This window comes from Nostoc sp., from assembly GCF_036917195.1.
Lineage (GTDB): Bacteria > Cyanobacteriota > Cyanobacteriia > Cyanobacteriales > Nostocaceae > Nostoc.
The window spans coordinates 56,179-82,727 of record NZ_JBALDG010000033.1; the positions used below are offsets into that span (position 1 = coordinate 56,179).

A 26,549-nucleotide genomic window follows, 5' to 3' on the forward strand; every position below is an offset into this window, starting at 1 on the left:
TTCCCCAACTTTCACAAGTGCGTTCAAATTTCATTAGAAATCAATCTTCTTGAGAAAGAATTAAATTTAGAATATTCATTTCTTTAGACTGGAATATTTGATTTTCATTAAATAGATTTTTCCCTAGTTTATCCATTGCACTACTATTGAAAACTACGTAAGGAATATTTTGATAATTAGAGTCAATGGGCAAAACATTAGATGCTAAAGCAAGTGTAGAAACATAACGAGCTAAAATATCTCGTAAAGACACATTATCAATTTTCCTCTCATTTTCAAAATAGTCTTCAAAAGCCTGGAAAGATAAAAATGTCTGTATAGGTAAAGCGTAATAACGTTCTGATGAAAGAGAAGTTTGGGTTAATTTTTGTGAACGTTCTAATTCACTAAAAAGTGTTCTAGTCAAGTCTATTAAGGAATAAGCAGCACTAATAATTTGTTTTGGGTATTTTCCTGATGTTACTAAGAGCTTAAGTTTTTTTATGAAATCTTCATTTCGCTTTTTATCGAGAATTTTTTCTAAGTCAATATAATTAGTTTCTTTAACTAGTTTCTTTGACAACGGTACAATGAGTAAGCTACCTCTGACATAGGTTTTTTCAATTGGTGGGAGACTCAGCAAATTATTAAGGCTAGTCTCCATTTGTGACAAAAGATTAAATCCTATTGAAACATAGGATACTTCTTGAGTTTCAGCAAATGATTTATTTTGATAATAAGGGCTTATTTCAGTTTTTTGAACCGAAAGTAATTCATATAAATTTTTCTCTATATTTTCCAATGTATTATCTCCAGGTTGTTTTTTTCCCTCCTTCTGAATTTGGCGTAATAAAGTAGCCAATGTACCAATAAATGTCTCCCCTGCTTGGCTAATTGCTTTACCACCAATAGGAATAATGACGTATCGTTTTCTACCAATTTCTCCTGACCCCAGAATTCGAGTCATAATAGATGCTTTCAAGATAATCAGAATATTTAATACATTCAGACAAGCTTCTTGTAATGACAGATTTGCAAGTTTTTCTGATTCAGTAGCACTTAAACTTTTGCCATTATCATCTACTTTTTTTGGATAGTATATCGCTTTGTCAGACAAGTAAAAATTTAAATATTTACTACCTCGGTCTAGTTCACTACCTCGCCCACGGTAAATTACTTGTATTATTTCCATTAAATTTTGCTCAATCTGAAAGCTAGGTATCTGTACAAGAATATGCTTAGTTTGGGGAAAAGATAGACCGCGAGATGCTGAAGCAGTCATAAAAACTACTTTGACTGTATTTTGGTATTTCTGAATTTCAGCTTCTTCCTTATCTGATAAACTGGCATGTATTTCTAAATATTCTTGATGTAAAGTAAAGCTAGGTCTTAGCTTAGAAATTTTAGTAATTAATTGCTTGAGAGCATCTTTATTTTGGATATAGACTATAATCTGTCCATCATTTTCATCTAGCAATTCTAAAATATCTTCTTCAATTTTTTCAGCTACCTTAGCATCTAAAGTAAAAGTTTCATCTGTAATATTATCTGAGCTTAGTGACTGGACAAATATGTGATAATTAAATATCAGTTTGTCAGCGGGATATGAATTTGCATTTATCAGAGTCGCAGGCTTATTCAAAAAACTAAATTCATTAAAAGATAAGCATTGACCAATTGAATCTGAAACTTGTCTAACAAATATTTTATCTCCCTGAATTTGATTGTTAGAAAGATGATTTTCAACTACATCTTGTATTGTCAGTGACGCATCAGCAGTAATCACTTTCAGATTAAAGCCGTATTCAGGATTTAACAAATCATATTCTTCAACAAAATCTAAAACGCCATGTAGAAAAGCAACTCCCTCTTGCGAACCTGTAATTTCGTCAATCATAATGAAAATATTTTTCATCCGACTGGCGATTTCTTTCATCTTCTTTGGAATAATCCCAGGAGGCTTTTTGGAAGAATTATAAGCACTACTAAATATTCTGCCCAAATGCTTTAAAGTATTACCGTAACGAGTTTCTTTTAAAGACTGCATTGAGGCTGTAGCAATAATATTATTAGGTAAGTCAGGATTAATAATACAGGTGTGAATTGCTTCACATAAACTTGCTAGGACTCCAACCTCATGGCATTTTTCTACTTGTACCAAGTTATCTGCATATCTAACTAATCGACTGGGAAAGTCAGATACTTTCTCTTTTAAAATTCTAGCGTCTAAAAATTTCACTTGCCCTATATGATGCTCTTCAGTAAGGTTGTTGTTATAGTACTCAACAGCGTAACCTCCATTGGCATCATCAAGTATTCTTTTATTGGTATTAAGACAAATTAAATTGTCCGAAACCAACTTTAACCTACTTTTATCTTTAAAATTATTGTCGATAATATCTCGGTTAACCTGAATTCGAGGACTGACATATATTAGGAGTGACCCCTCATGCAAGTGGTCAATAATTTGCTTTGCGACTGCTGTAGTTTTACCAATTCCAGGATTTCCTGTCAAAAACAGCAATGGTATTCTAGAATCTGCAAGCGCCCAATATATCAACTCTGCATGAGCATCTCTAAATTTTGTTGCTGTTAGCTGTAGCGATCGCTTAATATATTCAGGTACAATATCAGCCGTATTAAAAAAGTCTTGTCCCGCTTCAAATACTTCAGTATTTTGGATATAGTTTATTGTATCTTTTTGATTTTCAACTATATTTTTGACAAATCTGCTGCCATCCTGAAAGTTTCTAGCTGCATTACTTTTAATGACTTCAAGTAAGGTGTTGCGGCTGTCATTAATATCTTTGTCACTCTTATTTTTGTATATTTCATAACAATTTTTTAGTATTTCCAGACTATTTTGAGCATTGTCTTTTTCTTTAGTCAAAGCAATGCCGTTAATCATTCTGTCACTATATCCAAAACAATTAAATTTAAGTTCATCAGTTGGTAAAATTTTACCTGACGACAGCAAAAATTTATAAAAACTCCAAGCATAACTACAAGCTTGGATAACCTTGACTGCTTCCTTATCGTTAGTCTTGAAAGCACAGAAGAAGCGGGTCAATTCTTTAGAATATATTTCGTTAAGTTTATTGTTATTGTCGCTACTATCTCCAGTATCTATACCAAGTCCACAAAAACTAGACTTGGAACGCACATAATTTAATTCAGTATTTAATGATTCTATCAAACTTTGAATGTTATTTAAGTCAGTTACAGAATGAATAGCTGAAGTTGTAAAAGTGGATAAGTCTACAACTAAAATTCGATACTTACCCAAATACCGCAGCAATAAGAGGGTATCTGCTTTCAGAAATTCACCAGCATCCATATAACGGCTGATATCTACGTTTTCAAATCCCTGAATTTCTAAAATTTCCTTGTAGCAGTCAGGAGCGGATCTTTCTAAATTTTTGATACCAAAGGCATTTTCATTGTGGAAATCAGACTGAAAATAGATAATTTCTATTTTGCTTTTAGTCAGCCAGCCAGCCGCTTCTATATACTCTCGCACAAAGCTGTAGCCCGAAGTCCATCCTTTTTGAATAAATAATTTTACCCAGTCTCCAATAATCTCTTGATGAGATTTATCTATGAAATTATTGGCTATAGCTTTTTGGATCTTATGCAAAGATAACTTACTTAAAGGTTGAAGATAAACATCGCCATAGGAATGTTGTAACTTGGAATGCTGAAAATAAGTTAAAATGCCGATATTAAAACTTATTTCAAATACTCGACCTAAGTTAATGCCTAAATCATTTGCCATAAAGCGCACTCCTAATTTCGGTCAAAAAGGCTAAGTTATTAAACTTAACATTCTTCACGGAGTAAGTATAAGTAGATATTTTACCGATACCTTCGTCACCAATTAGCTTACTGTAAGGGTTCAGCTTGAGAGCAATGTTTATATTTACTTCGTATCGAGAAAAATGAAACAAAGTAATGTATTGTAAAATCGTCTTTTGTAAAGGCGAATCTTTATCTAATAACCCTTCTATAATATCTTTCGTATCACCTACGTCATAAATATTTAATAAAGTACTGTAACAAACTACACTATTAAATATAGTACGCTTTTTATCTACAGAACGACCTGTAAACAGGTTGAGAAAAACTCTGGTTTGTTGACTTTTATCCAAAGATAACTTCTCCAATTCTTCAATGTCAGGAATATAAAAAGAATCAGCTTTACCTTCAACCAAGTTAATAGCAGGATAGTTATCCATAAATATTGGATACAGCTTGATATCTGGCTTACCTGCTTTAAGATACTGAACTACATCCTGAGACATGAAAAATAATGAATCTGGATCTGATTCCAAGTTAGTTATACCCAAACTTCTGGTATAGGGAGCTTTTGCTATGTATAGAAAATGGCGATAACCTTGTTGGTAAAGTTTACTAATTTCATCTCTAACAACCTCTGATTCTGTAGATATTTTAGAATGAGGTTGATTGTCTGCAAATGTTTTGATAGGTTCAACCTTGACTGCTGTGTCAGATACCTGATTAATGACAATAATTTCGCCATATATATTTGAAATTCTGACAGGTTTATCTTTTTCATCCCAAACTGCATCACTCAACCAGCTAGAAACAACAATAATTGCTAATTTATCCAGTTGAGCCTGATAACCTTCTCGCAACTCGAAAGTTTTAGGAATCAAAGCGTACAACGATGATAAGGCATTTTGTACTTTATACTTATCTATAGTTTTAACGTTAAGTCCTTGAGCATCAGCCATACAATCTCGACGAAGAATATGTGCTAATGCCTTTGATAAAGAATTGAGAAAAACTTCATCTTCTGTTGTTTCCTGAGTATTTTGGAGATGAAATCTAAAAATGGGAATAAAGAGTTTTTCTTGCTTTTCGCTATCTAGACTAATTTGCTCTCGACAAATACTAATGCACAAGTAACTTAATAAAGTGAAGACTTGTTGATATATAGTTGCTTCTGGTGATTGAGTATTTTTAAATATTTCTTCTCTAGCTTGTTTAGATTGGTAATAAATTCCAATCATTGTTTGTGATTTATAATATTTGTCATATATTGGATGATTCTCTAATTTGTTTGTTTTAGGATTAGGAGCAATAGGATAAAAGATTACTGGCAATGCTTTAATACCTGTGATATCATACTCCATCGAGAAATCTTGCTTATCGCTATCTGTAAAATAGCGAACATCATCAAAAGTAAAACTCACAGATAACGAGCTAAGAGATTGTTCATTTACAGTAGGTGGTAAAACCTCCACATAAGCCAGAGCTTCTCTAGCTCTAGCTTTCAACTGTGATTGATTTTGTTGATTTAAATCAAGTTTCAAAAAACTATGATTATTAATAATTTTTGAGACGCTTTTATGCAAAATCTCTTTATTAATACATAACTGTACTATCTTAGAAAAAGATGGCAATATTTCTTTTTTATTAAGAAAGGTTTGTAGCAAATTTCTTAAAGCTGCTAATTTGTGTTCGACTTGACAAACATCCTTATTAAATATCAAACTTTTAATTTTGATTAATAAATTTTTTACTTCCTCATCAGAAGTTGCACCCGCTTTCAATTTATTTAAAACATCCGTCTCAAATTTGGGAATAGGATTATAATCTTTATCAGGTATATTACCTTCTTCATCGACAGCGAAAATAAAATAATAAAGACAAGCAATTCTCAAAACCTTCTCTTTAAAGTTCTTGGCTTTGACTGGCTCTTTTAGTTGGTCGATATGACGCGGACTGTTGGGGTCAAGTTCAGTCATATAATAATTTAGGACTGAATTTTCATGATAAGAATTTACAGAACCATTGAGCTTTAACCTCACACCCAAGTTGAATTCTTTGATACCTCTATCTTTATCTATGCTTTCTCCTATCATTCCTTCATACTCAGGAATAATAGGCAAGATATCAAAGGCATTTGCTTGAGAAAAGGCTGTCCGCAGATTAAGAGGCTTGTCAAGTAAATAACTTACTTCATAATGGGGATCATCTAAATTTGGATCGTTAATATAATTTATTAACAATCTCAGCCGATTAATCAACGTTTCTAAACATTCAAAACCTTGTGTATTGGAATTACGTGGATTAGTTTTTGCACATTCTATCCTCAAATAATCTAGATAATCTATTTTGATATCTCGCAGTAGTCTCGGAAGAGATTCAGTATCTACTATTTTTTGGAATTCAGTAAGTTCAGATTCGTCTTGATCTGATATATTGTCTAAAATTTCTGTCAGTTGTTGCCAATCTTGTGAATCGGGTCTAGTTATAGTATCTATATAGCTTTTAAGACTATCTAAAAACCTACTCTTAAAATTAGATATGCCTTCAAATTTGACGTTCAAGTGATGAGCTTTTATGACTGACTCTGTACCCCTGCGCCTCTCTTGAGCCAACCTATTCTCAATAACTAATCGCTGAGATGTAAAACTATAAGGCTTGTTAAAAGGATATTGAAATGGTAAGCCAGCTTGAGTACTAATAAAATTAGATAATGGTGTACAAAGATTATCTAAGGAAGATTGAGTTTGGTTTTCTCCGCAAGCAGTATCAAGTTGTCTTCTCAATTCATCTCTAATAGTTTGGATTTTAGAATAAAACTCTGTATCCGAAATAAAATTTACGGTTGCTGCTTTAATACCTATATTCTGGGTTAAAGGACTTTGTGCCCGTAGGTTTAGATCGGTAGCAATTTCATAGGCTATATCATAAACTGATATCCTGAGTTTATTTTTGTCAGGAGAAAATTTAAAAAGTGTCTTTTGTTTAATTAACCCTAAAACTTTATCTAGTAATGGAGCGTAATCTAATTTGGCTAAGGGATTTGAGCTTTCCTCAATAGAATGTCTTGATGTCATAATGCAACCACTGTTTAGAAATATTTTAATTATGTATGTGACTTACCTTGAAAGATTAATGCGTTTAAACAGCAGCCAACATAGTAAGTGGTAGAATGAATTCTGAGTTTGTAAGATTTATCTTATAACCCAAAAATTTTAATTCAGCCATATCGATAGCTTTGAAGACTTATGCTTATCTGGTGAATTTTATAGTATAAATGTATCAAAAATATAACTTGATAAAAAAGTTTAAAATTATTAATTTTTAGTAATAATAGTTTATTAATCAATTTGGTAAAAAAGTGCTTTCAACTGTAAAGTAGCGATGCCTACGGCGGCAAGCTACGCACCCCAGTACACCCCATCATAAATGCGTAGCCGTAAGGCTTGTCGTCAGACATCGCACTCTTGTATCTTACTGAACGATTATAAATTTAACAAAGCTTTCGTCGTCCCTTTTGGCAAGCATTACAGGCAGAAGTTTTCGGCTCAAAATCAATACAAGCGATCGCTTCCTCAGAACAAGCTTTTTTTGGGTGTACAGTACATTTGAGGCGGTAGTCGTTGGTGAAATATTCACAACCAGAGCAGGGAATTTCATGCAACGTTTTTAAATGAATTATCCCTTTTTTTAGCGTTAACCAGACACTACCAATAAATAGAATCATTATTGTCCAACCACAGAAGGCGCACAAAATCATAGTTAACATTAGTTATCCTCATAAAAATTCCAAAAAAATGCCCGCAATCCACTGCTGTTAACCGCAGGCATAGGACTTTATTTAGCTAGGGTTGAGCGAAAAATTAACTATTAGCTTGACGCGACGATCGCCAATAGTGCCATACATAACCTAAGAAGGCCACTACACCAAGGAAGAACTGAATATCTGCCAATTCTAGACGTTCATAACCGTAAAACTCTCTAGGATAAACTGTCGTGTTATATGCCACGAACACAGCAGAAATCCAAGCCATCAAAGCTAAACCTAGCAAGCTGTAAGAAAGAATTTCTTCACCATTTTCGATTGGGAAAATTCGTCTTACCCACCTAAAAGGTTGCACAAGAATATGCCACGCGCCACCAGCAATTAAGATGAAGCCAACCCAAATGTGACCACCAATGACATCTTCTAAGTTGTCAACACTTGCCATCCCTAAAGGAGTCCAGCTACCATCTTTCAAACCAACTAAATAGCCAAAAATTGTCACTGGGTTTAAATTAGGATTGCTAATTAGGCGGACATTTTCTACGTTAGTATCATAAATTCCACCAAAAATCGTCGCCTTTAGTACTAGCAAAAATGCTCCCAAACCCAGAATAATTAGGTGATGACCTAAAATCAAACCCAATTGCTTGGGGTCATTCCATTCATAGTGAAATTTCGCCGCCTGTCCACCGGCACTATATAAAATTGCCGGGCCACGAAAAACATGAAAAAGTCCACCTGCACCCAATACAGCAGATGCAACTAAATGCAAAATGCCAATTACAAAATAGGGATAGGTATCGACTACTTCACCTCCAGCACCTACACCCCAGCCCAAAGTTGCCAAGTGGGGTAACAAAGTCAATCCTTGTTCATACATTGGTACGCTAGGAACAAAGCGTGTAACTTCCGATATTGTGATTGCTCCCGCCCAAAACATAATTAAGCCTGCATGAGCAACGTGAGCGCCTAATAATTGACCAGATAAATCAATTAAACGGGCATTACCCACTAACCACGATAAATTTGTATCTTCTGCTAAGGTTCTATCAGTTGTAATTGTCATAGTTAAATACCTTTATGAGCATTTTGAATTTTGAGATTTTGCGGAAAGTCTGAGCGCCGATTTCCGGCGTTAGCGAGTGAGTCCGCCAGCGTCTCAGAACTTTCCAAGACGGATTTTAGATTATGACAATCTAAAATCCCAAATCTAAAATCTAAAATTGTTTTACGACTCGCTACCTATGGCATTTATTGCCCTTTCAATTTGGCTAAAGTCAACACCAATTGCTCGTAGGGCGTGCCACAGATGACCTTGCAAGAAGAAGAAAGCTAAGAAGAAATGGGCATTTGCTAACCATGCTCTGGAAGTATAACCACCGTTAGCTAACTTAATGCTGTCGGCAAAATAAGGACTTACTCCGAGTTTTAGTTCCAGGATAGGGCCATAAAATTCCACGGGGTAAGCTAAAGTATTCACCGCACAGAAGTAAGCTGCAACAAATCCTGCTAAGGCAATACCGCCTAAAGAGTAAGAAAGGATGGCTTCACCGGAGAAGATTAAAAGCTTTTTCGCCCAAGGTAAAGGCTCTATGAGGATGTGCCAAATACCGCCGCCAATGAGTAACAAGCCTACATAGATATGACCGCCGACTAAATCTTCTAAGTTGTTAACACTGGCAAAGTGGGTTTGATAGCCATAAATGACCAAGGGGTTGAGGGTGGGGTCGGTGACAACTCGAACATCGTGAATTGTCGAGTCGTACAGTCCTCCCCAGAACATTGCTTTTCCTACCAAGAGTAAAGCACCTACTCCCAAGAAAATCAGGTGATGTCCTAAGATAAACCCAAGTTTTTTCGGGTCGTCCCATGCAAAGTGAAATTTCCGAGCGCGACCAGTGGCGTCTTTTAAGTTTTTTGGACCTTTGAAGGTGTGGAAAAGTGCCCCTGCACCAAGCACAGCAGAAGAAATTAAGTGTAAAGCGCCGATAACGAAATAAGGGTAAGTATCGACTACCTGACCACCTGCGCCCACACCAAAACCCAAGGTGGCTAAGTGGGGAAGCAAAATCAGCCCCTGTTCGCCCATAGGCACTTGAGGATTGTAGCGAGAGATTTCAAACCATGTAAACGCCCCAGCCCAGAGCGTCGTCAGCGCTGCTTGTGCCACATGAGCGCCGATAAATAAGCCAGAGAGGTTGGCGAAGCGGGCGTTACCATTCCACCAATCAAATTTAACGTCGGGATTGCCGTATGTCTGCATTGTTAAGCCGATTAGTAATTGTTGCTAATAATACTCAATTAATCAGTTCTTATTTCAGCAGTGAAATGTCGCGTCAGTCCAACAAATCAGCTAGCACATGTGTAGAGCTGAAGCTTTTACCTGAAGGAGGAGGGCTTCTTTTTACCGCAGGCGTTACCGATTGTAGTCAGCACTTCTTGCCACATGCTCTACTTATTGAAGTTAATTACCAATTATTGAGATTACAAATTTAGTTTATTGAAAATTATTCTTATTTGAAATACATCTTTACAAAATGTAATCATCAAAACCGGAGAAAAAATAGACACCACAAGCAAAGCGACAATACTAACTATTACCGCTCTAACTACTCTTGGCTGCAAGCAAATATCAATTTTTGCTAACAGTTTTTTCTGAAGCTGATATCAAGTTTGGATGAACACTTATAATTCAATCCGCTTGGGTTAAGACTTAATCCTCCCTAACCCTCCTTTTTAAGGAGGGAATTAGAGCAAGCCTTTTTAAGCGAAATTTATATTGTTAATTTGTAGAAGTGCTTAAGGATAGTGCAGATGCTTCCAGTGGATGCGGATGGTGGCATTCCCAAAAACTCAAAATCTGTTTGCCAACCTGTTCCGGATAGAAGTAGTGAAAAAAATGATAACCTTCTGGGCATTCCCACAGCTTATCTTCTGGCTTTAACCAATTCAACCAGTCATGCAATGCAGGTGGATTGACTACCGGATCACTCTTGCTACCACATACGATCATTGGCATAGAAACTCCACCCTTGGGTAAATAAACCAACTTAAACAAAGAGTGTGACGAGGGAGATTGTTCTAAATCTTTATCTAAGGCAGCTACTAACTTCTTAGTGGTATGAGGTGGTTGATTTCCAAAAAGACTGCGAACGTTGCTTGCCAAAACTAGTTCACGGCTGATCTGAAAAAGTTGTCGTTGAAAGTAATAGTGAGCGTGCCAATTGTTTGCAGGTTGAGCTGCTACAGCCAGTAGAGTAAGCGAGCGCACTTTTTGAGGAAATCGACGAGCATAGCTTAAAGCGATCGCACCACCCATACCATGACCTGCAAGATGCACAGGGCGATCGCGGCATTCTAAAAATTCATCCACTAACTCCACAGCTTGATCTATGGAACTGGCTTCATCTTTGGTTTGATGGTATTCCCACTGGGCGACGCTTATATACCCAGATAAGTATTTAAGTAATGGTTCATCAAAACGCTTCAAAATAGGACTAGCATTTAACCACAGAACATCAAATGAATTAGACATAAATACCTATAACTTCTGAATTATCAATTTCAGCTATAAGAGCGATTAGAAAACGCGTCTACACTAGGCTTTACCCATCTGCACTGGTAAAAAACCTTGATTTTCTATTAGCCCACGCAGGTGTAGTTCCTGTTTGTGTAGCCGCGTATTCCATTCACCAAGACTTAAGTTGACTTTCTACAAACCAAATTCTGTCTTCAACTGAGCAACCCAAGTTTTAATTCGCTCGTCTGTTAACTCAGATTGACTACCTTGATCAAGTGCCAATCCGACAAACTTGCCATTTTTCAAAGCTCTAGATTGATCAAATTCATACCCCTCAGTTGGCCAGTAGCCAACAGTTTTACCGCCCCGTTTGGAAATTTTTTCTTCCAGAATTCCTATTGCATCTTGGAAGTTATCGCTATAGCCATATTGGTCTCCATCACCAAAATACGCGACCAGCTTACCACTAAAATCTATATCATCCAGATCAGAGAAAAAGCCTTCCCAATCGCTCTGAAGTTGACCAATATCCCAAGTGGGAGAGCCAATAATCAGCAATTCATACTCATCAAAAGTGCTAGTATCCGCTTCGTAAATGGGATGTAATGTTACAACATCACCACCAAACTCATCCCGGATTTTTTCGGCATCAGATTCAGTGTTGCCAGTTTGAGTACCGTAAAACAAACCAATTTTTTTAGACATTTTGTCACCTGATAAATAGTTTTGCAATCAATCAAAAGGACTTATGCAACAATAGCTATTCGTCCTGTAAATAAACCTCACACAAGTTAATGCAACTTAGAAAAACAAACTGCTATTGGTTAACAGCAGGAAGGCAAACAAAGCTCCTCCGCAGCTACCCACTGTCCAGCCAGCATTAAACTCGCTCCAAGACTTAGCCGTTTTCATGTTTTCCGGTAGTTCCCCAAGAGCAGGTTTGCGTTTTTGAAATGACACACTGCCATACAACCACAAGCAAATAGACAAAATCAATAGCAGAGCAATTGTCGCAAGTAGCCCTGTTAGATTCGCCAACTCCGTATCCCGCAGTGGACCTAGTTTTACGAACGGGCCAATCAAGAAATAGCCGTGTGCCATACCAATTTCCAGCCCCCGTGAAAAGGGAGACAAGCCTTGACGGTAAATAGGAAGATTCGTCAACAACTTCAAGGTGATATCAGAAGCATTCACCGGGGTGTCGAAATTCCCAATTTCAGGACTCCCCGCAGGATTGATAACTCCCTGCTCAAAATCAAGTCCAGCCGCTATGACACGCACCCTCAAGGCGTGCCATATATGACCAGCTAAAAAGACAACTGCCAAAGCAAAGTGACTGGTTGCTAGCCAAGTACGAACCGTAATCACTCCCGATGCAGTAGTACTCAGTCCTAACGGCCCATAGAAAACTGTGGAATAAACGGTATCATTTACCGTTACAAAATATGCTGCCAACAAACCCATGTAAGCCAGAGCGCCCAGGCTATAGGATAGGTAAGCCTCACCAGACCAAAATAGTATCTTTTTCGCCCAACTAAAAGGCTTGGTGAGAATGTGCCAAAATCCTCCTACAATGCAGAGTATTCCTACCCAGATATGTCCCCCGATGACATCTTCTAGGTTATTAACTGCTGCCATTCCCTGTTTGCCAAAAGCACCGAAGAGATAGCCAAAGATGCGACCAGGGTTAATAGTCGGTTCAGTAATCACTCGTACAGATGCCACTGCTGGATCATAAAGACCACCCCAAAACAGCGCCTTTGCCACCAACAACCAAGCCCCCAACCCCAACAACAGCAAATGAATGCCGATGATCGTGGTCATCTTGTCTTCATCTTTCCAGTCGTAGCCAAACAAACCAGGGAAAGACGGATTATCATCCAACACTGTTGGGCCTAGAATGGCATGGTAAATGCCACCAGCACCTAGTACAGCGGAACTAATCAGATGTAAAACACCAATTACAACAAAAGGATAGGTATCAACAATTTGGCCGCCGTCGCCAACACCAAATCCTAAAGTTGCCAGATGCGGCAGCAAAATTAATCCCTGCTCATACATCGGTCGCGAGAGGTCGTATTTGGTGATTTCAAATAAAGTCATTCCTCCTGCCCAAAGGACAATCAACCCAGCATGAGCAACATGAGCGCCCAAAAGCTTACCCGATAGGTTAATGAATCGGGCATTGCCAGCCCACCAACCGGATTCCTGCGGGATTATCGTTGCAGTTGCCATAGTTAGATTGCCTCCCCACGAGTTGAACGGACGACTCTCCAAGCGCGGAAGTCAAATCCAGCAGCGCGTAAAGCGTGCCAGAGATGCCCTTGAAGAAAGAAGAAACCTAGCCAGAAATGAGCATTCGCCAGCCAAACGCGAGAGGATAGTAAATTTCCACTCTGGAAGTAGGGAAAACGGTCAAACCCAATACTCAGGGCTGGCCCATAAAATTCCGGTGGGTAAGCTAATGTGTTAACAGAAACAAAATAAGCAGCAATAAAACCCATTAGAGCTAAAGCACCCAAGCTGTAAGAAAGGTATGCTTCTCCTGACCAGATAAAAAGTTGCTTTGTCCAGCCAAAAGGTTGAGTGGTAATGTGCCAGATACCGCCAGCAATGCAGAGAATGCTCACCCAAATATGACCACCAACCAAGTCTTCCAGGTTGTTGACTCCAGCAATCCAGTGTTTGCCACCGCCACCAAATAAGTAGCCAAAAATGACGACGGAGTTCAAAGTAGGGCTAGAAACTACGCGCACCTCACCTACCGTAGAATCGTACAAGCCGCCAAAGAACATGGCTTTGGCTACCAGTAAGCCTGCTCCCAGACCCAGTAAGACTAGGTGAATACCCAGAATAGTGGTCATTTTATTAGCATCTTCCCAGCGATAGCCAAAGAAGGAAAATCTCTCTTCTAAGATGGCAGGCCCACGTAGGGCATGAAAGATACCGCCAAATCCCAGGAAGGCGGAGCTAATTAGGTGCAATACTCCAACGACGAAGTAAGGATAGGTATCTACTATCTGTCCACCACTTCCAACACCCCAACCAAGGGTTGCAAGATGGGGTAATAGAATTAAGCCCTGTTCGTACATTGGTTGCGCTCTGTTGAAGTGGGCAAGTTCAAAAAGGGTTGTTGCACCAGCCCAGAGAACAATTAACCCCGCATGAGCAACGTGAGCGCCTAAAAGCTTACCTGAGAGGTTGGTTAACCGGGCGTTCCCTGCCCACCAGGGAATTGACTCCGGTTTTTGAACAGCCACGCTTGTCATGGCGTTATCTCCTGAGAAAGTTTGCAAATAACTGAAACAATTAGCTTAATGAATATCTATCTCAAGAAGCATGAAGATATACTACCAGAGTTATTGCAAAGTTTTATCATTTGATTTAAGTAAAGTTTTATAAAGGATTTCAGAAACAAACTGAAAAGGCGGGCGACGATTCATTCCACCTCAAGAAGGAGTAGGCTACAACACAACTTCTTATAAGTACCTTACGATATCCTCACACAATATTCCGAATGATTACTAGTTTCAAAAAATACATCGGTAAAGGAAGCTAGAGAAAGTAACTTTTTTGTGCATTTATGAAATTAATCCAAATACTAAAAGTAGCTGTAATTCCGGTTTTGACTGTATTGAGCTTGTTGTCTGCATCAAATAAAGTACTAGCTGACTATTTAACTAGTCAGGGGTCAGGAGGTTATTCCCGTTACGAATTATGGTCTACTGATGATAATAGTGGTTACTATTTAAAAATTTGGTCATCTGAAGCAAGTCCAAACAGTGAAACATACTACACAAGTAGAGCATTCACTTCTACTGGGGAAGCTTTAATTTATTTTGATTGCAAATACGCTAATAAGAATTTACCTGAATGTCCGAATGTCCAATGATAATTTTGAACCCCTCGCAAAGCATTCTGGGAGGGGTAGGATAATTCGTAATTCGTAACAAAAGAATTCAATTACAAATTAGAAATTAGAAATTCAGAATTACAAATTACACTTCGGCGGGTTGATATTCTTGTTGTCTTTCTACAAACGCCTGAACACGGCTACGGTAGTTTCTTACAGTCTCATCTACCCAATCGCGATCGTTGCTATTTGCATACAAATGCACCAGTGGTTCGCTGGCATCTGGTAAAACTAACAGCCAACTGTCATCGTAGGGTTGACAAATTTTCACTCCATCGATGAGTTCTAGGTTTTGGGCTGGGTGAGTTTCCACTAAGTAACGCATCAAAGCACCCTTGGCTGTCCACGGGCAACGGATTGTATAAGTTTTGTGAATTACACGGGGCAATTCTGACCGAGCAGCAGCGAGCGATCGCTCCTGGATAGTCAACATCTCAATTATCTTAGCAATGCAGAACATGGCATCAAATCCTGGATGCAGTTGTGGGAAAATAAAACCAGTTTCTCCACTACCTCCTAACACCACATTCGGATTTTTCTGACAAGCTTCCATCAAAGCTGTAGGGTTGGCTTTGGTGCGAATCACTCTGCCATCGTGGCGACGGGCGACTTGTTCAATAGCACTGGAAGCATGAACTGGCACTACTACTGTTCCTCTGGGGTTAGCCGTCAGAATCATGTCTACCATCAGTGCTGTTAAAGTTTCCCCACGAATTGGGAAGCCTGATTCATCAACTAAAATCAGCTGTTCTCCATTAGCCGTAACTTGCACACCAAAGTTAGCTTTCAATGCCTCGACTACATGACCTAACTGAGTCAGCAGTCCTTCTCGGTCAGTTACTGACATCGCCGTTTTATTTACACTGGCATTCAGCACCACCGCATCAGCACCAAATTTATCCAACATTTGGGGTAAAACTGCCCCCGATACGGCATAAACATAGTCAATCACCACTTTTGCGCGGCTGTTGCGGAGTGTAGCAACATGTAAAAGCTTCTCAAACGCAGTGCAGTAGCGGTCAATGACTTGGCTGGGGTAAGATACATCGCCAATTTCATGAATTAGCGCCCGTCGCATATCCTCCTTAAAGTAAGCCCCTTCAATTTTCTTTTCTAGGGCTTTGGAAATATTAATCCCCTTAGCATCCATGAATTCAATCAAAATGTAGTCAGGACGATCAGGGTGTACCCGCACATGGATACCACCAGCTACCGACATTGTGGGTATAATCGTGCGGGTGATGGGGATAGCTGTAGCATCGAGGTTTTGAATATCAATACCTACTGACATCAAACCAGCAATCAGTGATCGCGTCACCATCCGAGAGACATTACGCTGATCACGAGAAACCGTTACCTTAGAACCAGGTTTCAAAGTAGAACCGTAAGCAGCTCCCAATTTCACGGCAAATTCTGGGGTGAGGTCGATATTAGCTAATCCTTGCACACCACGTTGCCCAAATAAATTCCGTTGGGCGGTGTTTCCCCAAATCAAGTTAATGTTTAAAATTGCTCCTGACTCAATCTTTTTACTGGGCCAAACACGGACGCCAGGGCTAATTTGGGCTTCTTCTCCCACCGTAGAGAGCGAACCGACAACAGCAGCTTCTAATACTTGGGCGCGGCGGTCTACACGAGTCCCACGGGAAATCACACAGGCAGAAAGAGCTGCTTCCTCGCCAATGAATGCCCCATTCCACACTATGGGACGTTTGAGATTAGCATCAGTGCCAATAGTGACATTATCACCAATTACGGTTCCTGGCTCAATATGTACTCTTGCCCCGATGCGGCAATTATCACCAATCACTGCTGGGGTTTGAATCACAGCCGTTTGGTCGATGTAAGTATTTTGACCCACCCATAGTTTAGGGGAAACTTCTTTATAGGCATAATCCAGTTGCACTTTCTGATCTAAGGCGTCATACTGAGCCTCACGATAGGCTTCTAAGTGACCAACATCACACCAGTAACCTTGAGCAATGTAACCATACATTGGCTCATCTTTTGCTAATAATAAGGGGAATAAGTCTTTGGAAAAGTCAGATTCAGTGTTTGCTGGCAGATATTCCAAAACTTCTGGTTCAAGAATGTAAGTGCCAGTGTTGACGGTATCGGAAAAAATTTCACTACTAGAGGGTTTTTCTAAAAATCGCCGAATCCGTGTTTCCTCATCGGTAATCACCACCCCAAATTCAATTGGGTTGGGAACTCTGGTTAAAATCAAAGTAGCTTTTGACTTTTTTTGTTTGTGAAATGCGATCGCTGCCGTGAGGTCAAAATCTGTTATGCTATCACCGCTAATGACTAAAAAGGTTTCATCAAGGAGTTCGGCAATGTTTTTCACACAGCCTGCTGTACCCAAAGGCTGATCTTCTTCGACAGCATAGGTCATCTGGACACCAAAATCGCTGCCATCTTGAAAATAGTCTCGCAAGACATCAGGTAAATAATGCAATGTTGCAATAACTTCTGTAATTTGATGTCGTTTGAGAAGATTGATAATATGTTCGGCAATTGGTCGATTTAGAATGGGCACCATCGGTTTGGGGAGATCGCAAGTTAACGGGCGAAGCCGCGTTCCCGAACCGCCTGCCATTAGTACTGCACGCATAAATCCTCCTTCTTCGCTATTTACAGCCTTGGCTGCTTCAAGACCCATAAGATATGTTTTGTTCTTCCTTCTTTAGTTTGCTATGGATCTTGATATTTGAGGAACTTCCACAAGATGCATCTAGATTGGGGTCATTGGGCATCGGGCACTTGTACTGAGCAGCTTCTTGCCTTGAGTGTTCGCGCAGCGTCTCGTAGAGAAGCCGACTTGTGCCGAGTTTAGCCTGAGCATCTCGGCTTGCGGACATGGAGCCGGCGTCGTAAAGCCTGCGGCATAGCTACGCTTAGGGCGCAGCCTCTCCAAGAGTTGGGCGAAGCCGAGGTAAAGGAGCCGAAGTATCGGGCATTGGAAGCTTTAAGGTTCTGAGGTGGATGAATCCAGTTCAAAGGTGGATGAACGAGTATCGAAGGTGGATGAACGAGTATCGAAGGTGGATGAACGAGTATCGAAGGTGGATGAACGAGTATCAAAGGTGGATCAACGAGTATCAAAGGTGGATCAACGAGTATCAAAGGTGGATCAACGAGTATCAAAGGTGGATGAACGAGTATCAAAGGTGGATCAACGAGTATCAAAGGTGGATGAATGAGTATCCGAGGTGGATGAATCCAGTTCAAAGGTGGATGAACGAGTATCAAAGGTGGATGAACGAGTATCCGAGGTGGATGAATCCAGTTCAAAGGTGGATGCACCAGATTCTAACTCTCCCCATGCCTCCCCTGCCTCCCCTGCTTCCCCTGCTCATTCATTCCCCATTCCCCAGCTTATTAACTCTGCTGGCAATGATAAAGTTCATATTCGTAGCCGTTTATGTTTGGCAAAGATTGAGTATTAGACTTAACGCATGTTTTGACGGTTTCTGCTACGGGGGCGTGAAAGTTTACTAGCCACAAGTCAAAAGGTCGTGGTAATTTCTTTAAAGTATTTTCCAGAGCAATGGTGGAAGTATTCGGGTCTTGGTCTTGATGGGCAAGAAGAAACAAAGGTTTTTGAGGTAAATTGGCAAGTTTAATCTCCCTAGCTACTCCCATCATTTCCCCAGTGTGTACATAAGTTTTGTGGGTAGTGGCAATCAGTACTGGCACTGGGGATATTTGTTGGATTAGTTGCACAAAAAGGTCAGGGCGATAATATTTTTGATAGCCAAGATTACAGAATACTGTTACTGCACTAAAAAATCCCATTAACCAAATTAACATCACGGCTTTTTTCCCGTTTATTCCCCATTTACCTATGCGTTTTATGCCATTTTTCCCTTGTTCTCTTTCCATCAATTTCTTGGGAGGATGCCAACAAACAGCGAGACTTGCCCCTAGTAAAATAACAATGGCGGGAAAGTAAACAAAGTTATAGCGAGCACCCCTGGTCAGGTCAATCCCCAAAAAGTACGTAAAGATAAAAAATAAAGCGATCGCACTGATAACGACTCCAGCAAACACCTGAATCATAATCCGGCTTTTTGGTTGCTGTAGTTGAATCTTGATTCCACGCAGCAAAATTGGTACTGCCCAAATAAAGAAAGTCAACATTACCAGTCCAGAAGGAATCACAACCAATAGCTGTGAAGATTCAACCGGGAGGAGGGAAATCATTGCAATCAATGTTCCTAAAGCTTGAAAAATTGGGCTGAACCAATCTAGTCCGACGCGAGAACCTCGAATCCACTCGGTCAAATTATCACGATTTCTATTTTGTAAAAAGATTGGTAGCCAAATTAAACTCGCAACAATTGTACCTGTAGCAACGGCATAGATGCGCCGCCAGGGAGGAGAGAATAAAAGAGAATATTTGCTGCTAGTCTGCAATTGATGCCAAGCAAGAAAAATCAAAACTACACCTTCTGTGCAGAGGGTGAGAGTGAAGAAGTAATGAGTAGCAACACCTAAAGCATTAATTCCTACCCAGAGAAGTGCTATCCAGATCGGTAAAGGTGTGCGGTTTTGAATATGACGGGTGGCAATTACTAAGCAGGTAAGGGAAGCAGTTACCCATAAGGCTGCCAAACTGTATTGGCGTGCTTCTTGTGCTAAAAAGATGCCGTAGGGTGATACTGCCATCATGGCAGCAGCCAAGTGTCCCACTAATGGCGAACGAAACGCTAGTTTACCTAATATGTAAATACATGGAATGGAGGCAGCACCGATTATAGCTGGTAGCGATCGCGCCGCAAACAGCGATACTAATCCTCCTTCGCTCTTAAATAATTTCATCCACAAGTAAGCCAGCACAAAATACAGTGGTGGATGGTTATCTTGTGTAACTAAGTTATGAATGACATCACCAATACTAGCTGCTGGGTTTGGTTGCAGTGGTTGTAACAGGATATCAGGTGCGATCGCTTGATCTAGGGGTACTGATAAAAAAGTATTCCCCAAGCTAAACACCAGCGTTGAAAACTCATCAGTCCAAGGAGGCTTTGCAGTCAAGTTGGCTAGGCGCAAGTTGATGCCGATGATTAACCACATCAAGTTCAGCAAGGGGTGAAGCCAGGAAGGAGGGAGGCGAGTCTGCCAATGATGCCAATGCTTGTGTTGTAAGCCAGAGTTTGTATCTGCTAGAGACAGGAAATGGGTAGCATAGACAGGTAGCAACGAGATAATTTTTCTGTAAAAATCAAATGCACCTTGGAAAAAAACTCTCATTGCTGATCCTCACAGGAATGGATTTGTAGATTTGACGTTTGAGATTTAAGTTCGTTCTAAAGTCTAAAAACAAAAATCAAAATCTCAAATCCCTCGTTGTGATTATTTCACGTCGGTGACGCGCCAGCTAAGTTTCAAATTAATCCAAAAATTCCAGATAGTAGCAACTGCGATCGCTATCAACTTAGCTAAATACTGATTTATCCCCAAGACATTATAGAGAAAGTTAATTATTAGAGCTTGTAATATAACTCCTGCCAAACAGATCACAGTGAACTTCAAGAATCGCTTGAAACGTTGATGGGGATCACGTTGCCTCCGAGAAATATCACCAAAAGTCCATAAATCATTCCATAGAAAATTATTTATGATTGCCACTCCGGCCGAAAGAATCGTACTGCGAGTTAAACCTAAATGAATCACAGTACGCAGCAAGTAAAACACCGTTAAATCCACAAACACACCACTAAAGCCAACCAACCCAAAGCGGAGGAATCGACCAACGGGGAAATTGACTTTTCTACTCAATCGTCCAACTCGCCCTGTGGAAAGCCGCAACCGCACTAAGTGGTGGATGTAATCTACATATTGCTTCCATGTCACCTTACTCTCACCCTCTTTGCGTTCGCAGAACACATACCCAACTTCGGCAACTTGGTTTACCTTTCCCCGCCCGATTACTTCTAGGAGAATTTTGTATCCGACTGGATTGAGTGTTGCATTTGCGATCGCACTTCGACGTACCATAAAATAACCACTCATGGGGTCGGAAACTCTGCCCAGTACCCCTGGTAAAATCACTAAGCCTAACAACTGAGCGCCACGAGACAAGAAACGCCTGACAACACTCCAGCTACTTACACCGCCTCCTTCTACATGACGGCTGGCTACTGCTATATCTGCTCCCTGCTCAATACTACGCAATAGTTGCATCAGCACCTCTGGTGGATGCTGCAAATCTCCATCAATCACCCCCAACACACTCCCCGTAGCTGCTTGCCACCCACGAATCACTGCTGAGGACAGCCCCCGTTCCTGTTGGCGTCGCATCACCCGCAACTGTGGGTATTCTTTCGTCAAGGATTCTGCTACTTCCCAAGTTCGGTCTGGGCTATCATCGTCTACCACAATCAATTCATACTTTCCTGGAATAGATTCATCCAGTAACTGACTCAATATGCTGACCACATTCTTAATGTTGTCACGCTCTTTGTAAGTAGGAATTACTAGGGAAAGATGGGTAGATTCACTACTTGTATCCACACCGTTAGGGGGCAACTCTGAAATCTTTAGTGGCCCAGTTGGTACTGTTAACAGCGAGTTGGATGAGTTTGTCTTCATAATTTCACATTACAGAACGAGGATGTGTAAAGACCGAGGGAAATCAAGCCAAACATCTGCTGGCTTTCTTGACTAAACCTGGTTAGTCAAAATTTAATGAATACTTTTGTTACAGTTAGCTGTTTTGAAAAGTTTAGTAATTCCAATACCTCAATTTAAAATATTTAGCTAAACTTCATCTAAACTTTAAATTTAACTACTCGTTTTCATAGTAAAATTTCAAATTTCATAGAATCTTTTTATACAAAAAACTCATTAATACTGTACCATTAAGTCAGCTAAATCAGCAAAAATACAGTTTATCAAGATTATGTGAAGATTTTTTAGTATTTAGTAAAGCTAATATACCAATCCAAAATCATTAGTGAGAAAATAGAGAAATAAATATAAAGTAGTGATTACGACTAAATGAAAAATGTAGTAATAGTGGGTGAAATCACTAAAAGACTCGCACTTTTGGGGCGCAAGACTTTGCGCCCCTACTAAGAGGTTATTTGAAAAGTATCTGCCCGTGATTTTAGGCACTTATTGATCTCCCCTAACCCACGCCAGTCGCTTATGGGTAGCCACTGCGTTGGGTGGGTAATGCCCGACTTGTTGACGCAGCGTCTCATGCCACTTGCTACAACTCTTGGAACCACCAAGGACGCAGGGCTGTCCCTTCTCAACATTGGGAAAGACTAACGCCTGCGGTAGGATGCCCGAACGCGAGTGCGTCTCCTATCTTGAGAAGGGCTATAGGGAGAAGCAAGTGGCGTGGATTAAGGGGGATCTAAAACCTTTTGCTTTTCGCTTAGAGAACTTTTAAAACATCCTCTAAGGCAGATGTGGTTCAACGCGCTTTGGTAGTGTCTGGTGGTCAGCATTCAAATAAACAGCAATATTTAACCACTTTTACAAGATAGTGCTACTTTAGACCAGTTGGGTTTACCGATAGATTGGTGATCGCAGATGAGGGGGGAGTGGGGAGTAGGGGGAGATAGAAGAGATGAGGGAGATGAGGGAAATAACCCATGCCCAATGCCTAATCCCTCTACTTAGTTACTTTTTTACTCATAATACTGGATACTATATTCTGGATTTTATTGCTGTTGGGGTGTTAATGTCTATTTCACATAAATATACTGTTATTGCTTTTGTTAGCCTGAGCATTGCTTTGTTCATTACTAGTTGTAACGGAAATAAAGTCTCCCAGTGCCAGCGACTGATTCGAGTTGTGAATGCTGGAACTTCTTTGATTGATAAAAATAAAGGAACCCAAGTGATCACTAGCTTACAACTGTCTAAAGATTTAGAATTTGTAACTAAATCGATTGGGGAACTGAAGTTAACAGACCCCAAGCTGAAAGAATTTCAAAGCAGTTTTGTCAAAATTTTTCAGAATCTCAGTGAAGCGATCGCCAAAGCAGCTAGGGCACTTGGTGCGACTAAAACAGCAGAAGCCTCAGCATCGGGTAGAGAAAAAATTGAAAAGGCCAGAGCCGAAATTGATTCAGCACTGACAGCAGCTACAACTGTTGGCAAGCAGTCCGATACCTTAGTGAATGAGATGAATAAGTATTGTAGCCAGCCAGAATAATCCAATTTGGTGAATTCGTTCTCAAGGGATTATAGGATTATTCTCAGTCTCTTGGCAAAAGCTTTAGGATGCTTCTGGAACTCGAGTAGGGCAAAATAAAATCAATATAATAGCCAGGACAGGGGTAACATTCCCATAAAAAAGTCCACAGTCAGTTATTGTGCGGCGTTTTTGTAGCTCAGACTTTCTTTCTGTGGTAAATTTTACCCTGATGATTTTTCTGGCTATACTAGTGATTTAAGCTGATTGATTGATAAATTTCATCCCCCAATATGAAAGATATAAAAACTCGAAATTTCATACATATATCATATCAGTGTGCATTTTCTTTCAAATGACACAAAAGCCTTGTCTGGTCTTGAAGGAAATAAATTTCTTGGGGGTAGAAAAATTTCATCAGTCAATCACTGAGGTTAATACTAACACTACAGAGTGAATCTAGATCAATCAAACGTCTTCTGAGTTAGCACCTATGAAAGAAGAATTGATAGCCAGAGTTGTGCAGGTCTTGCGAATTAATATGAGTTGGATGACTTGGAATTTATTTCTGGCTTTTATACCTTTAGCTTTGAGTGTGTGGCTATTTCGCATCAAGCGTGGTGGCACTTGGCTTTGGTGGCTAGGATTCTTAGTTTTCTATGCTTTCTTACCGAATGCACCGTATTTATTGACTGATGTAATTCACCTGATAGACGATATCCGCACGATTCAATCGATTTGGATGATTACTTTGGTACTCATTCCTGTGTATTTGTTAGTAATTTTAGGTGGATTTGAAGCTTATGTAATCTCGTTAATCAATTGGGGTTACTACTTACATCGCATTGGCAAAAGCCAATGGATTTGGCGCTTTGAGTTGATCACACATTTTCTCTGCGCTGTTGGTGTTTATTGGGGGCGATTTTTGCGTTTCAATAGCTGGGATTTTATTACTCAACCTGATGCCGTACTAACCAAAGGAGTAGAAGAAATTCTTGGGAAACAGCCTTTAGTAATTATTGTTATCACCTTTGTGGTACTTGCGGGTTTGTACTGGATTATGAAACGAGTAACTTTAGGTTTTGTCAGGCAACCAAAAAATCCATATCCTATCAAGACACAATCAGCCGATACTAACACCCCAAATGCTCGATGAGTGAAGGCTTTTCATCAAAATCTCAACTTCTATTATTTATAAAACACAATGTGAATTACTACGCCCCTCATGGGCGTAGCTTAATGCTTTAAAACTTGAGGTTCTTGAAGCAAGCAAACTGTGTATCGAACAAAAGCTTAATTGTTCCTGTGGGGTCGTTGCGGTGTTTAGCTAAAATGACTTCTGCAATACCTTGATCGGGAGAATCTGAACTATAATATTCATCGCGGTAAAGCATGATTACTAAATCAGCATCTTCCTCAATAGAACCTGACTCTTTTAGGTCTGACAGCATTGGTCGTTTATTAGTTCGAGACTCAACACTTCGGTTAAGTTGAGATAATACAATTACAGGAACATTGAGTTCTTTGGCTAGTCCTTTTAGAGAACGTGTAATCTTTGCTAACTCCCGCGCGCGATTTTCATCATTGTCTCCTGTCAATAACTGTATATAATCAATCACAATTAACCCTAACAAACTCTCGTGTTCGAGCATAACTTGGCGGGCTTTAGACTGAATTTTAGCAACACTAAGATTTGGACGGTCATCAATATAAATTGGAAGTTGAGTCAAGATTCCTATAGCACGTGAGAGGGGTTCCCATTGACTATTACTGATGCGACCTGTCCGCAAGTATCTACTTTCAATTTTTGCTTCTGCTGATAATAAGCGTGAGACAACTTGCTCTTTCGACATCTCTAAACTAAAAATACAAACTGGTAATTTATAAGAACTAGCGATATTGGAAGCAATATCTAAGCAGAAGGCAGACTTACCCATAGACGGGCGTCCAGCCACAATAATTAAATCAGAGTGCTGAAATCCGCTAGTCATTGCATCTAATTCATAAAATCCACAAGGAATGCCAGATAATGTTATACCTTGATATCTTTCTTCTATATTTTGAAATGTTTGGATTATTATATCTGATATATGAATTAGTTGATTTGTGTCACTTTTGTTAGCAATTACCTGAATAGATGCCTGTATAGTATTGATTAATTCGATAACAGGTCGCTGGTAGTTTCGATTAAGTCGTGTAATTTTAGCAGGTAACTGTTGAATTTGTCGGCGCAGATATAAGTCATATAGTTCTTTTGCATAACTTTCGGCATTCTGTAAATTAGGGCAAGAACTAACCCAATTATTTAGCAATTTTTCAGCTTCTTCTGCTTCCAAAACTTTAGACTGGGCTAAATAGCCAGCTATGATTACTGAATCAATCGCTTTTTCCTGATTAGCTCTATAACATAAGTAATTAAAAACTTCTCTTCTCAAATTAGATGTAAAAATATCAGGAGGTAAATCAGATAAGCTTTTAATAAAAGCAGGATTTTGCTGGAGTAAAGCTCCAAGTAGTCTTTCTTCCAATCTTTGGTCTGCAAGCCTCTGAACCTCAGCTAATGAATCATGATAGAGTTGATGATGATCAGAACACAGCACTACTAAATCTTCTAAATGGTCCCGTTCATTTCCGAGATTATCGTAGGAATTATGATGAACATCCAAATCATTTCCTGCTCCACAAATTTGACATTTACGCCCAGATCGTTGTAATGCAAGTTTTCGGACTTCCTGCCAATTCTGAGAATCTATATATTCGTAGTAGTTTAGTGACATAAAATATTTATTTATCAAGTGCTTGCGTAGTTAAGTACTCGTTCCCATTCCCAACGCCATGCAGTCTCTACCAGCAATTCTTTACTGTTAGTGAATACAATGTACTCTTTCCCTCGGTTATTAGCAATATTTGCAACAGTTTGATTACGCAGATCATAACCCCAAATCTTGGCAGCACTCTCATACCATCTTTGCCCTTGAGATTGCAGTTGGGGTAAACCAAGCCATTCATCACGCCAATTTTTTGGTTTCCATTGTTCGTTAAGTGCGCGGATTAATACAGCGCTAGGATATTCCATTGGTTTTTCTTGCTGCTGCAACCAAATCCAATAGGCAATAACGGCTTTTAAAGCATCTTCGAGTCCAAAACAACATACTTCTAAGATATCCTGCACGTCTTCCCTGCCAAAATCTATACCAATTGCAGATAATGCATATTCGTATTGCTTGAATATCTCGTACTCTATTGAGTCTTCCTCCCAAAACCCCATACCTAACCAACCTCCCAACAATTGACCTCATAATTCTTCTGGAGCCACCTATTTCTCCATCTAAAGGATAGTGTATACAATGGGTAATGTTTTATCAAAAGAAAGATGTAACTAAACCATTTTTGAGGTGAAATAAACTTAGAAGCAAACGGTTGG

General features: G+C 39.5%; 19 protein-coding genes. 4 read left to right on the forward strand and 15 right to left on the reverse strand.

Features of this window, described 5'->3' with window-relative positions; all coding sequences use genetic code 11:
• Positions 1–40: 40 nt before the first annotated feature.
• The 5 genes from V7K40_RS11415 to V7K40_RS11435 all read right to left on the reverse strand — a co-directional run bounded on the left by V7K40_RS11415 (position 41) and on the right by V7K40_RS11435 (position 9,800).
• A complete protein-coding gene (locus V7K40_RS11415; RefSeq protein ID WP_334959536.1) occupies positions 41–3,754 on the reverse strand; it encodes a helicase-related protein in 3,714 nt (1,237 codons plus the stop codon).
• Entirely contained in the window at positions 3,744–6,848 is a 3,105-nt protein-coding gene (locus V7K40_RS11420) for a hypothetical protein (protein ID WP_334959538.1), read from the reverse strand. Before V7K40_RS11420 ends, V7K40_RS11415 begins: the two co-directional genes overlap by 11 nt.
• 416 nt (positions 6,849–7,264) lie before the next feature.
• A complete protein-coding gene (locus V7K40_RS11425) occupies positions 7,265–7,540 on the reverse strand; it encodes a hypothetical protein (protein ID WP_334959540.1) in 276 nt (91 codons plus the stop codon).
• A gap of 94 nt (positions 7,541–7,634) precedes the next feature.
• A complete protein-coding gene (locus V7K40_RS11430; RefSeq protein ID WP_334959542.1) occupies positions 7,635–8,603 on the reverse strand; it encodes a chlorophyll a/b binding light-harvesting protein in 969 nt (322 codons plus the stop codon).
• A 162-nt stretch (positions 8,604–8,765) separates the two neighbouring features.
• Positions 8,766–9,800 (reverse strand): chlorophyll a/b binding light-harvesting protein, encoded by a 1,035-nt coding sequence (locus tag V7K40_RS11435; RefSeq protein WP_334959544.1) that lies wholly within the window; start codon positions 9,798–9,800, stop codon positions 8,766–8,768.
• On the opposite strand from V7K40_RS11435, the gene V7K40_RS11440 reads away from it, so the two are divergent.
• Positions 9,791–10,033 (forward strand): hypothetical protein, encoded by a 243-nt coding sequence (locus V7K40_RS11440; protein ID WP_334959546.1) that lies wholly within the window; start codon positions 9,791–9,793, stop codon positions 10,031–10,033. The two genes, V7K40_RS11435 and V7K40_RS11440, sit on opposite strands and share 10 nt — an antisense overlap.
• 286 nt (positions 10,034–10,319) lie before the next feature.
• Here the strand turns inward: V7K40_RS11440 and V7K40_RS11445 are convergent, their stop codons facing one another.
• The 4 genes from V7K40_RS11445 to V7K40_RS11460 all read right to left on the reverse strand — a co-directional run bounded on the left by V7K40_RS11445 (position 10,320) and on the right by V7K40_RS11460 (position 14,326).
• Positions 10,320–11,072, reverse strand: a complete 753-nt coding sequence (locus tag V7K40_RS11445) for an alpha/beta hydrolase (RefSeq protein WP_334959548.1) — start codon at positions 11,070–11,072, stop codon at positions 10,320–10,322.
• Between the two features lie 177 nt (positions 11,073–11,249).
• Positions 11,250–11,762 carry a flavodoxin FldA gene (fldA, locus tag V7K40_RS11450; RefSeq protein WP_334796149.1) on the reverse strand — a complete coding sequence of 171 codons (513 nt, stop codon included), beginning with the start codon at positions 11,760–11,762 and terminating at the stop codon, positions 11,250–11,252.
• A 96-nt stretch (positions 11,763–11,858) separates the two neighbouring features.
• Entirely contained in the window at positions 11,859–13,292 is a 1,434-nt protein-coding gene (locus V7K40_RS11455; protein WP_334959551.1) for a chlorophyll a/b binding light-harvesting protein, read from the reverse strand.
• A 2-nt stretch (positions 13,293–13,294) separates the two neighbouring features.
• Positions 13,295–14,326, reverse strand: a complete 1,032-nt coding sequence (locus V7K40_RS11460; protein WP_334959553.1) for a chlorophyll a/b binding light-harvesting protein — start codon at positions 14,324–14,326, stop codon at positions 13,295–13,297.
• A 314-nt stretch (positions 14,327–14,640) separates the two neighbouring features.
• Here V7K40_RS11460 and V7K40_RS11465 point away from each other — a divergent pair, with 314 nt between their 5' ends.
• Positions 14,641–14,949 (forward strand): hypothetical protein, encoded by a 309-nt coding sequence (locus V7K40_RS11465; protein WP_334959556.1) that lies wholly within the window; start codon positions 14,641–14,643, stop codon positions 14,947–14,949.
• A gap of 106 nt (positions 14,950–15,055) precedes the next feature.
• On the opposite strand, the gene V7K40_RS11470 is transcribed toward V7K40_RS11465, so the two are convergent.
• The 4 genes from V7K40_RS11470 to V7K40_RS11485 form a co-directional block, all read right to left on the reverse strand.
• The gene (locus tag V7K40_RS11470; RefSeq protein ID WP_334959697.1) at positions 15,056–17,584 is read right to left on the reverse strand and encodes a mannose-1-phosphate guanyltransferase; all 2,529 of its coding nucleotides are present in this window, start codon (positions 17,582–17,584) and stop codon (positions 15,056–15,058) included.
• Positions 17,585–17,802: 218 nt separating this feature from the next.
• Positions 17,803–18,276 (reverse strand): hypothetical protein, encoded by a 474-nt coding sequence (locus V7K40_RS11475; RefSeq protein ID WP_334959558.1) that lies wholly within the window; start codon positions 18,274–18,276, stop codon positions 17,803–17,805.
• Between the two features lie 75 nt (positions 18,277–18,351).
• A complete protein-coding gene (locus tag V7K40_RS11480; RefSeq protein ID WP_334959560.1) occupies positions 18,352–20,226 on the reverse strand; it encodes a glycosyltransferase in 1,875 nt (624 codons plus the stop codon).
• Between the two features lie 102 nt (positions 20,227–20,328).
• Complete coding sequence (locus tag V7K40_RS11485) at positions 20,329–21,567, reverse strand: glycosyltransferase (RefSeq protein WP_334959562.1); 1,239 nt, start codon at positions 21,565–21,567, stop codon at positions 20,329–20,331.
• 1,102 nt (positions 21,568–22,669) lie between these two features.
• On the opposite strand from V7K40_RS11485, the gene V7K40_RS11490 reads away from it, so the two are divergent.
• Both V7K40_RS11490 and V7K40_RS11495 read left to right on the forward strand, forming a co-directional pair.
• Positions 22,670–23,146, forward strand: coding sequence for a hypothetical protein (locus tag V7K40_RS11490; protein ID WP_334959564.1), 477 nt, complete (start codon positions 22,670–22,672; stop codon positions 23,144–23,146).
• A gap of 472 nt (positions 23,147–23,618) precedes the next feature.
• Complete coding sequence (locus V7K40_RS11495) at positions 23,619–24,281, forward strand: DUF1361 domain-containing protein (protein WP_334959566.1); 663 nt, start codon at positions 23,619–23,621, stop codon at positions 24,279–24,281.
• An 88-nt stretch (positions 24,282–24,369) separates the two neighbouring features.
• Here V7K40_RS11495 and dnaB read toward each other — a convergent pair whose 3' ends face one another.
• Both dnaB and V7K40_RS11505 read right to left on the reverse strand, forming a co-directional pair.
• Complete coding sequence (gene dnaB / locus V7K40_RS11500) at positions 24,370–25,902, reverse strand: replicative DNA helicase (RefSeq protein WP_334959568.1); 1,533 nt, start codon at positions 25,900–25,902, stop codon at positions 24,370–24,372.
• A gap of 14 nt (positions 25,903–25,916) precedes the next feature.
• Complete coding sequence (locus tag V7K40_RS11505; RefSeq protein ID WP_334959570.1) at positions 25,917–26,393, reverse strand: hypothetical protein; 477 nt, start codon at positions 26,391–26,393, stop codon at positions 25,917–25,919.
• Positions 26,394–26,549: the final 156 nt, after the last annotated feature.